Source organism: Pseudomonas sp. MWU13-2100 (assembly GCF_023242365.1).
Taxonomy (GTDB): Bacteria; Pseudomonadota; Gammaproteobacteria; order Pseudomonadales; family Pseudomonadaceae; genus Aquipseudomonas.
Window position 1 is genome coordinate 1 of the sequence record NZ_JALLIX010000097.1, and the last position, 2,231, is coordinate 2,231.

General features: G+C 54.5%; 3 protein-coding genes. 2 read left to right on the forward strand and 1 reads right to left on the reverse strand.

What is annotated here, in order from left to right:
- Positions 1-147: 147 nt before the first annotated feature.
- Positions 148-408, reverse strand: a complete 261-nt coding sequence (locus M5B99_RS29425; protein WP_248807431.1) for a hypothetical protein — start codon at positions 406-408, stop codon at positions 148-150.
- A 595-nt stretch (positions 409-1,003) separates the two neighbouring features.
- Between M5B99_RS29425 and M5B99_RS29430 the strand changes: the two genes are divergently transcribed.
- Positions 1,004-1,324, forward strand: coding sequence for a transcriptional regulator (locus M5B99_RS29430; protein WP_248807432.1), 321 nt, complete (start codon positions 1,004-1,006; stop codon positions 1,322-1,324).
- Complete coding sequence (locus M5B99_RS29435; protein WP_248807433.1) at positions 1,311-1,622, forward strand: helix-turn-helix domain-containing protein; 312 nt, start codon at positions 1,311-1,313, stop codon at positions 1,620-1,622. Before M5B99_RS29430 ends, M5B99_RS29435 begins: the two co-directional genes overlap by 14 nt.
- Positions 1,623-2,231: the final 609 nt, after the last annotated feature.

The following is a 2,231-nucleotide window of genomic DNA, read 5'->3' on the forward strand; positions in this document are numbered from 1 at the left end:
AGAACGCGCCAACCATAAAGATCTCCCTTGATGATCTATGAACCGGAACGCTGAAAAGAGGACAGTTTTCCAAGGGGGCGTGCCTGCTCGATCGCCATCAGATAACACCTGATCATTTCGTTGAGCGACACGCCACCCGATACCGGGTCAGGCCATTAAGCGCTGCTCAACGACCCGCAGCACATCACAACCATCTTGTAGCAACAGCGCAGCCACGCCAGAAATGCGCATCAAATCGATGCCATCCGAGTGATGAGTGCTCATGCACGACACGCTGTCCAGCATATCCCGCGCAGAGGTAATGCGTTGGGCAGCACAGGCCAGCAGATCAGGCAGTGGGGCTTGTCTGTCGATGAAAAGGATGGTGTGTTCGGTGGGTTTGGATGAATCGAGAGGGGTGTAGTCCATTTGGTAAAGCTCCTGTTGATTGCCAAGAGCTACCACCATTCGCGGCCAAGCGAGTGAGGGTGGCAGCTGTACGCGGGTTGGCCGACCAGGGCAACAGGTCCCGGCACACCCGAAGGTGTCCCGCGCACAGCCGCCATGAAACCACATCACAGGCATAAAAAAGCGCCTGCAAGGGTGAGTTGGGCGCTGGTGCGCCTGCTGCCATTCCGACCGGCCAAGGTCGTTCGCAGAATTTGCTGCGAAGATCGACTATAGGGCGCTGAGTATGCCTATGCAACCGAAAGTGGTGAAGCAGCAATCTTCGGCAACACTCGAAACCTGAGCCTCATTCGCCACGCAAGCCCGTGTCGAGCGCAGACTTTGCCACGGCGACGGACCTCTCATGCTTTTGAACGATACGCCCCAATCCGAGCTATCTCGACGCTTCAGCACCGCCCCGATGATGGATTGGGGCTATTAGTCGCAAAAACCCGCGTAGACATTGGATATCTAGCGCATCGAATTGCCATCTGTAGCAAATTTCAAGCAACCTGCCTCCCCAGCCTGAAAAATCGGGCTCTTGCATCACTCTACGTCAAAGACGTATGATCTCCTCATGCTCACAATTATCGAATCCCCGTTGTTCACCAAGCTTTGGCCTGACTACTGGACTGAAGAAGAGCGCGGTGCCTTCATGTCCTTCCTAGCCAACAACCCGGATGCGGGAGCGGTGATACCTGGATCAGAGGGTTGCCGTAAAGTGCGCTGGAGCATGGAGGGGCGCGGCAAAAGCGGTGCCGTGAGGGTCATTTACACCGCGCAACTCGCCAGCGGAGCATTGATTGACCTGCTGATCTACGGCAAGGGCGCTACCGAGAACATACCAGCGCATATCCTGCGCAAAATCGCGAAGGAGATGAATCATGGTCCTGACTGAAAAAGAACTCTTGGCACGTGATGCCAAGCGCAATATCGGCGAAGAACTGCTGGCCGCCATCATTGATGTGAAGGCAGGCCGCCATGGTGACGTGCACCAGGTCGAGGTCACCGAAGCCGCTGAAGCGCGCAGCAAAACGGGCCTGTCTCAACCCAAGTTCGCAGAACTGCTGGGCGTGTCGGTGCGCACACTGCAGGAGTGGGAGCAAGGGCGCCGCTCTCCGTCTGGTGCGGCCAGGTCGTTGTTGCATATTGCGGCGCTGCGGCCGGATGTGTTTCGAGACGTGCTTACAAGCTGAATCGGGGTGCATCACTCGCCTGTTCCTGCACCCAACTCACCGCTAAATGGTGTAGTGAGAAACTCTGCCTTAGGTCATACTGCTCTGCTGCATCTCAAAAATACGAATGCCCTGTCCCTAGTATTGTCAAATTAGCAAATGACTGTAAGAGATAATTTCCCTGCACGCACAAAGTGTACGTTCGCGTTTCATGATGTCTATGGCAACTTTCTTACCGTCATGACTGAGGACGAAGAAGAACCAAGAGAAGGCTCACAGGCGCACGTCAAAAATTGGTTTTTCGACAAATAATATTGACTCAACCAACTAGCCAAGCTCGGATTGCCTCACTCCTCGCGTCAAGTACACTACGCCTAACTCCCGTCCAAACTGTCATCAAACGCTGTTTTGGCACTAGTGGAAGCGGTCGTGAACATATTATCAAAATGATTCAGAAACGTTTCTGTTAAATGTCCATGGTAGTACCCAAAGACAACAACGGGCATCACTGAACGAGCCCCATGAAAGACAGGTGGGCGGAAAGCGACCCGAGCAAGGACTGGTGGGTGAAACAGACAGGCCTCGACGGCGTGTCCTATGTGACGATGAAAGCGCCACAGGCTGACCCGC